7 protein-coding genes (1 of these 7 only partly in view) are annotated in these 7,500 nt (G+C 66.6%); 2 read left to right on the forward strand and 5 right to left on the reverse strand.

The features are described from left to right. Positions 1–601 precede the first annotated feature (601 nt). From ABEA67_RS19100 to ABEA67_RS19120, 5 genes are all read right to left on the reverse strand, one after another. The gene (locus ABEA67_RS19100; RefSeq protein ID WP_345468412.1) at positions 602–1,447 is read right to left on the reverse strand and encodes an ABC transporter permease; all 846 of its coding nucleotides are present in this window, start codon (positions 1,445–1,447) and stop codon (positions 602–604) included. After that, the gene (locus ABEA67_RS19105) at positions 1,444–2,001 is read right to left on the reverse strand and encodes a molybdopterin-dependent oxidoreductase (RefSeq protein WP_345468414.1); all 558 of its coding nucleotides are present in this window, start codon (positions 1,999–2,001) and stop codon (positions 1,444–1,446) included. Before ABEA67_RS19105 ends, ABEA67_RS19100 begins: the two co-directional genes overlap by 4 nt. An 86-nt stretch (positions 2,002–2,087) precedes the next feature. Continuing rightward, positions 2,088–2,300, reverse strand: coding sequence for a TOBE domain-containing protein (locus ABEA67_RS19110; protein WP_345468416.1), 213 nt, complete (start codon positions 2,298–2,300; stop codon positions 2,088–2,090). A 55-nt stretch (positions 2,301–2,355) separates the two neighbouring features. Then, complete coding sequence (gene modA / locus ABEA67_RS19115) at positions 2,356–3,114, reverse strand: molybdate ABC transporter substrate-binding protein (protein ID WP_345468418.1); 759 nt, start codon at positions 3,112–3,114, stop codon at positions 2,356–2,358. Between the two features lie 8 nt (positions 3,115–3,122). After that, complete coding sequence (locus ABEA67_RS19120) at positions 3,123–4,256, reverse strand: substrate-binding domain-containing protein (RefSeq protein WP_345468420.1); 1,134 nt, start codon at positions 4,254–4,256, stop codon at positions 3,123–3,125. Between the two features lie 874 nt (positions 4,257–5,130). Here ABEA67_RS19120 and ABEA67_RS19125 point away from each other — a divergent pair. After that, positions 5,131–6,606, forward strand: coding sequence for a replication initiator protein A (locus ABEA67_RS19125; protein WP_345468422.1), 1,476 nt, complete (start codon positions 5,131–5,133; stop codon positions 6,604–6,606). A gap of 453 nt (positions 6,607–7,059) precedes the next feature. After that, positions 7,060–7,500 carry the 5' portion of an ABC transporter substrate-binding protein gene (locus ABEA67_RS19130; protein ID WP_345468424.1) on the forward strand. Its footprint extends 786 nt past the window's final position, so only the first 441 of its 1,227 coding nucleotides appear in the window; its start codon is at positions 7,060–7,062; the stop codon falls past the right edge of the window.

Below are 7,500 nucleotides of genomic sequence, written 5' to 3' on the forward strand. Positions count from 1 at the left end.
GGACTCGTCAACCTCCGCTGGCAACGCCGACTCCACCTGCCCACCCTCTGAAGGCAGAGGCCGGGCAGCGGGGCGACGTGCGCCGTCGCCCCGCTGCCCATTCAGCTACTGCGCAACGGGTCTTCAGCACGAACGGCAGGTGTTTGCGCGAGAGCCGTGGAGGAAAGAAGAACGAGAAGAAAGGTGCGCCAGGACATTCAGGGGACCTCCGTGAAAGCACAGTGATGTCAATGCCCGCACGTTAGATCGCCTTCTGGCACTCGATTCCACAATTCTCTCATAGCCCTATCATTAAGTCACCGCTTGCGGCCAGTTTGCCCCCTTTTGGCAACCTTTCCGAGCAAAGCGAGGGGCGCAAAAAGAGCGGCGCGAGTGGGAGAACATGCGGCAACGCAACGGAGCGCCGCCCTAAGCGGCGAGGGAGAGCGGACAGGAGCAGACCTGTGTATAACCCTCAAGGCCGCGTTGAACACAACGTGGGCAAACCTCAGCGAAGGTCATCTGGCGACCTTTGCTGAGGTCCTGGACCCCACCTGGCTTGAACAGGCACTCCTGCGGCACCGTTCGACTCAAAGTTTAAAAGTGGCTGCGGAACAGTGCATCAGCCCCCGCGCCGCGCCGCCAGCCCCCGCACCAGCAGCAGCACCGCGAAGGCCAGAAGAACCATCACCGCCGAGAGCACCAGGGCCGGGGCGAGGTCCGATTCCAGGGCCGCGTAGATGGCGAGGGTGACGGTGCGGGTATACCCCTGCAACGACCCCGCGAACAGGATGGTCGCGCCGAACTCTCCCAGCGCCCGTGCCCAGGTCAGCACCAGCCCCTCCAGCAGGAAGGGAAAGGCCAGCGGCCAGGTGATGAACCGGAAGACCCCCAGACTCCCCGCCCCGTCCGTGAGCGCCGCCTGCTCCACCTCCCGGTCCACGGCCATGAAGCCCGCCTTGGCCGTCCGCAGGTAGAAGGGAGCCGAGGTGAAAAGTTGCGCCAGCACCACCGCCGCCGGGGAAAAGGCCAGGCTGACCCCCGCCAGTTCGAGGGGTGGCCCCAGCAGGCCACTGCGGCCGAAGGTCAGCAGCAACCCCACCCCGGCCACCACCGGGGGCAGGACGATGGGCAGGTCGAGCAGGGTGTCCAGCACCGCCTTGCCGGGAAACTCGAAGCGGGCCAGCAGGTAGGCGACCGGGGTCACGAGCAGCACCGTCAGCCCCAGCGTGGTGGCGGTCGTCCACAGGCTGACCCGCAGGGCGTCCAGCACCACCGGGCTGAGCAGGGTCGGGAAAAACGCGGTGCCCAGGCCGCGCTCCAGGACCACCAGCGTCGGCAGGAGCAGGAACAGCGTCATCAGGCCGCCCAGCAGCAGCAACGCCACCGGCAGGCGGCGACGACGCCGCGCCGCGGACCGGGCCGGGTCGGGGGAGGCCTCTCGCCTCCCGGTCAGACCCCAGCTCAAGGGCCGCTGCGGAAGATCTGAAGCTCGACCAGGCTGCTGACGGACCGCGCGCCCTTGCCGTCGCCCGGCACCACCAGTCGCACTGCCCCGTCGCGCATGGGGAGCGGCTGGCCGTCCTGCTTGTAGGCCAGCAGCACCGGGCGGTTCCCAAAGTCCGGGTCCAGTTCCCCCCAGGAGAACAGGGCCGCATACCCGTCGGCCCCCCGCGCCAGCACCGCCCAGCGCAGGGCATCGTTTTTCGTGCCCGCGTTCAGGTTCGGTTTGGCCGCCTTCAGGAGGTCGTACAGGAGCACGCCCCGGTAGGTGTGGGTGACCCCCTGACCGCCCGAGGTGAAGGAGACGGTGAGGGTCCGGCTGGGGAGGGCACGCAGCTCCGCGAGCAGGTACGCGCGGGGATGCTGCACCACGCCGCTCAGGACGACAGGCGTCGTCGCCGTGCTGACGGCGGGAGCCGTGACCGCGGCTGGAATGCTGGGCGTGGGCTGAGTCTGGCCCTGGGCGGTGCTCAGGGTCCACAGCAGGGCAAGGCCCGTGGCGCGGATCAGAGGGGGCATGGCATGTCCTTTCGGGTCGGTGGGACTAGGGCGGCGCTCCGTTTCGTTGCCGCATGTCTCAGGTGTCCACTCCACTGCGCGCCGCCCTAGTCGTCCACCGCGATCATTACGTCGCTGGCCTTGATGACGGCGTGGGCCACCTGGCCCTCCGCCAGCCCCAACCGCTCCGCGGAGGCGCGGGTGATGGTGGCGGTGATCTCGGCCCCGCCCCCGAGGCTCAGGGTCACTTCGGCCTCCACGTCCCCGAGCTTGAGGGACGTGACCTGACCTTTCAGGGTGTTGCGGGCGCTGATTCGCATAGGACACCTTCTTTCGTGCACAGGAGGATCGGGGCGGCGGGGAAGCCGCCTGACTTCAACGGGGAGCCTGAAAGCCCCACTTCTTCAGAATCCGCTGGCCCTCGGGCGACAGGACGTAACTCACGAACGCCTGCGCGGCCTCCGGGTGGGCACTCCCCTTCAGCACGCCGATGGGATACGTGGCGCTCTGGTTGAAGCGGGTGGGCAGCGCGATGACCCGCACCGCGGGCCTCAGGGCCGGGGTCACGTCCGTCACGTACACCACGGCCGCGTCGGCCTCACCGAGCTGCACCTTGAGGGCCACCTGCCGGACGTTGGGTTCCTCACTCACGACGTTTTTCAGGGTGCGGGCCGAGAAGTCCTTGCCGTAGGTGCCCGATTTGTCGATGGCCGTCAGCATCCGCCGGGTGTAGTCCCCGACCGGCACGTTCCTGTCCGCGATGACGAGTTTGACTCCCGCTGCCGTGAGATCGGGCAGCCGGGTCACCCTGGGGTTGTTCCTGGGGGCGATGACGGCGAGCTTGTTGCTCACAAAGGCCTGTCCGGGCGCGGCCAGGTTCCTGTCCACCAGCGGCGTGTACTGCGCGGTGTTGGCGCTGGCGTACACGTCGGCCTTCGCGCCGTTCTCCAGCTGGGTGCGCAGGGCCTGCGACCCGGCGAACTGGAAGGTCGTCTTGTTCCCCGTCTTGGCGTCGAACGCCTTGCCCAGTTCGGTGAAGGCGTCGGTCAGGGAGGCGGCGGCAAAGACGGTGAGGTTGGCGGCGGATGCCTGGCCCAGGGCGAGCAGGGCGAGGGTGAAAGCTGCTTGACGCATGAAATCTCCTAGGTGGTGTGCCAGCGTTCTCCGGCATGGGTAGGGTCGTAGCCGCCCAGCAGGGCCAGGTCGGCGCGGAAGGCCGGGGTCTGGGCGGCCCCCAGCAGCGCGGTGATTCCGGGATGGAACAGGTGCTCGTCCGGCACCACCAAGTCGAACCGTTCGACCTGCACCGGCACGAAGTCCAGGCCCAGCGCCTGGGCGGCGGACCGCGGGCCGGGTGCCAGGTCCGCACGCCCCGCAGCCACCCGGCCCGCCGCCTCCAGGTGGCTGTGCACCTCGTCCTGATAGCCGGGGAGGGCGCGGCGCTCGCCCGGAGTCACGCCCTCCCTGCCCAGCCAGGCATCGAGCAGCAGGCGGCTCCCCGCGCCCTCCTCCCGGTTGACCAGGCGCAGGCCCGGCTGGAGGAGGTCGGCCGGTCCCTGCACGCCCCGGGGGTTGCCGGGCGGCACGATCAGCCCCTGCTCCCAGGACCACAGGGTGAGCAGGTGCATGACCTGCCCCGGAAACAGGCGTTCGACGAAGGGCAGGTTGGACTGGTCGGTCTCGGCGTCCCAGAGGTGGATGCCGGCGGCGTGGACCTCGCCCCGGGACAGGGCCTCCAGGGCTGCCAGGCTGGAGGCAGCGTGCCACAGCACCCGCACCTCCGGCGCGTGCCTCGCCGCATGAGAGGCGAGCAACTCCAGCGACGGGTCGCACCCCACCAGCACGGCAGTGCGGGGCAGCCGCTCGGGGGAACCCAGCAGCTCGGCACGCACTTCACCTGGTCCGGCCTGTGCACCGGCAGAGAGGCGGACCACGCCATCGGCGGTCTGCCGGAAGCCCGGAGTGCCGGTCAGCGGAAAGGCCAGCAGGCGATCCCCCACCTGGGCCAACTGAACTCGGGTGTCGCCCGTAACGGGCACGCACAGGGTCGCGTTGACCTCGGGAGGAACGAGGGTGAACAGCTCATCCACGCGGCAATCCAGCGCCTGGGCAAGCTGAAAGGCGATCAGGGTGCTGGGGAGGTAGGCCTCGGTTTCGATCTTGTGCAGCGCCTGCCGCGAAATCCCGACCCGCCGCGCCAGTTCGCTGGGCCGCAGATGCGCCCGTTCACGCAAGGCCCGAACATGCGACTGGAGGGTGACGGGTGGGATGGTCACCTCCGGAGCGTAAAGTACAGATGACGGACCGTCAATTGAAAGGGATAGATCTGGAGGCATGCAGCCATGCCCCGAGTGGGCATGCGAGAAGAGGCAACCGGGCCTAGGCTTCCTGGTCTGCATTCCCCTGCCCCTCTCCCCTGCCGCAGCGCCAAGCCAGCCCCAAATCCTCCCGGTGCACTACCCCCACCTGACCGAGATGTCCGAATGGAGCAGCGTTCCTGAGTCAGGAATGCGCAGTGAAACCGGGACTGGCCGAGATGTCCGAGGTTATCGGTCCCTGCCACATAGACAACTGGCCGAGATGTCCGTGCTTTTCCTGGCCTTCCCCCTCGGAGGAATCCTGGGAGATGTCCCACCCTCTGGAGTTCGGACATCTTGGCTACCCCTATTCGGACATCTCGGCCAGTTCGAAGGACATTAGAGAAAAACGCGCTCCTGGACGGATGCAAGCAGATGAGAGGCCTCTTGGGCCACTGACCGAGATGTCCGAATAACAAAGGGCACTGGAGGAGGAAAAAGTTCGGACATCTTGGTCAGTTTGCCTCCATTTTGCCCCTGATGCGTTCGGACATCTCGGTCAACCTGGGGGCAAAAGGTCGGACATCTCGGCTAGCAAAAGGTCGGACATCTCGGTCAGTCTCGGGGTTCCTCTTCGGACATCTCGGTCAGTTCACCCCAGGAGGGTTCGGACATCTCGGTCAGTTCGGGGCGGTATTGTTCGGACATCTCGGTCAGTTTAGGGGCCAGAAAGCCCATAACAACGCAGAAACCGGGGCGCGTCTGATGATGATCATTATCTTTTTAAACATCAACTTCTTTATCAGTAAAGGGACTTCACCATCAGACGCGGTGGGCTTATAGTGCCTGCACCGTGACCGCGAAGCCGCCCGGACGTTCCGCCCGTCCCACCTCAGGGGTACGGCCCCCGCCACTGACGGAACGCCCAGAGCGCATCGACGAACTCAACCTGGGCCGCCTGGGATTGATCTGCGTGCAGGAACGCATTCCCGACAACTACACCCGCTGGGAGGTCGCGTTCGAGGTCGACGGCCAGCCGGCCCTGCTGTCCTGCGTCGCTCCCAGCGAGTTCGGCGGGGTGCCGCATGGGCTGGACGGCGACATGCTCAACGGCATCCTCGCCATCTATGTCGAGCAGAGCGCCCCCGAAAGCGGGGAGGTCCTGACCACTGCCCACCAGATCCTGCAACGCGCCGGTCTCGACACCAGCGGCCGCTACTACCTCCTGCTGCACGCCAGCCTGCACCGCCTCAACAGCGCGAAGTACGTGGCCCAGAATGCCTGGCGCGCGCATGGGCAGCGCCGGTGGACGACGCAGACCTTCTCGCTCGTCGAGGGTCTGGCGTATGACAGTGACGAGCAGACCCTCGGCAAGGGCAGCGTGATTCATATTCGCCTGCCCAAGTCGCTGGTGCAGAGCGTCCGCTCGAAGTTCATCAAGCCGCTCGACCCGGTGCTGCTCGAACAGCTCGACCGTCCCCTGGCCCGCAGTGTGTACCGCCTGCTCGACGCCAAGCGCTATGACCCCACCGACCCCCAGGTCATCACCATGGAGCTGCGTATGTCCCTCGTCGCGTGGGGCCAGGAGTGCAAACTCAAAGACCTGGTGCCCAGCCGCATCAAGCGCACCCTGGAAAAAGCCCACGACGACCTCAAGGCCTGCGGGTACCTCTCGGGGGTCGACTATCAGGGCACCGGCAGCGGCCAGGAGATCATCTACCGTTTCGGTGACGGCTCCAGCTTCGGCCTCGACCTCGCGTCGCGCATCATGAAACACGGCGTGGGCCAGTACGTGGCGCAGGGCATCGTGCAGAGCGTTCCGCGCGAGGACCTGCTGCACCGCCTCGCCAAGGCGGAGTTCCTGCTGCACCGCGACCGCGACCGCATCCAGAACAAGGCCGGGTTCGTCGTGACTGTCCTCAAGGACGACGGCTCCCGCTACCCGGACCCGGAGGGCTTTGTCTCTCCCACGGCCGTGTCTATGCCCCCACCCTCACCGTCTGCTGCCCGGCCCACCGCGGAAGAGGACGTGGAGGTCGTCCGGCGGGTCCGCGAGGAGGAGCTGCGCTCCCTGCCCAGGCCCGCGCAGGCCGACGCGATCCTCGCGCGGTTGCGGCTGCTGTGCGGCGTCCATGCGGTGAAGGTTGGCAAGACCAGCCTGAACGCCGTGCATCAGGCCATCACCGAGGGCGTGCTGGACGCCGTCATCGTGGAACGTGAGATGATGGCCGCCGTGTTCGGGGGCCGCACCGAAGCGTTCCTCAAAGCGCTGATTAAGGCCGCCGGAGACCGCAGGCGTCAGGGCCAGGGCGCTCTGCTCGAGGGGTGACCCACCAGAGGTGAACCGGGGACGACCTGTGCTTCTCCACCAATGAACACTGGGCCATCCGCGGATAGTCTGGCGACGACACCAAGGAACGGGCGAGATACGGTGGACGGGCAGCCTCCCAACCGACGCCGTATGGCTGCTCAGGAAATGGGCGTCCCCCTGTAGCCCACGCAGCCGCCCTTGCTCTGGAAAGTTTCGAGACGGAAACATGCTCTCGACAGGAGGCTGGTGTCTTCAGAGAAGTGGAATGCCTTGCCGGCTTTGCTTTGCGTGCTGCTCGCCATAACTCAGGGCCAGGAACCAGGCTCTGACGCCTGCAATCCGCTTTCTCCCAGGCATTGAGGGCACGCTGCACGGGCAGGTCCTCTCCCCTCTGCTGGGCAGGCTTGACAGTCGCTCGGCGGCCTCGTACTGTGCCAGCAAGCCAATACGTATTAGCAACGGAGGTTTCGCATGCGTCACCGTACCCTGTCCGTGGCCCTGACCTCGTTTCTCATTCTCAGCGGCACCAGCGCTGCCGCTGACCTGCGCTTCAGCACCTGGGCCGGTGGGGAGGGCCTGGCCCTCTTGCAGCAACTTGCCAGGGAGTACACCGCCAAGACGGGCACGGACGTCAGGGTTGAGGTCACGCCTTTCGCGGACTACAGCCGCAAGCTTGCCGTGCAGATTGCCTCGGGTGACGCCCCGGACATTGGCTGGGTGGCCGAGCGGGACGTGCCGACCCTCGTCGCCTCGAATAACCTCGCCAACCTCAGCGCGCTGGGCAAGGACGCCTCTTTCAACCTGAGCGACTTTCCAACCTCCTCGCTCGCTCTGTGGAAGCGGGGCGGCAGTCTGTACGGCGTTCCCTTCTCGAACTCGCCACTGGTGCTCTTCTACAACAAGGACCTTTTC

Source organism: Deinococcus carri, from assembly GCF_039545055.1.
Lineage (GTDB): Bacteria > Deinococcota > Deinococci > Deinococcales > Deinococcaceae > Deinococcus > Deinococcus carri.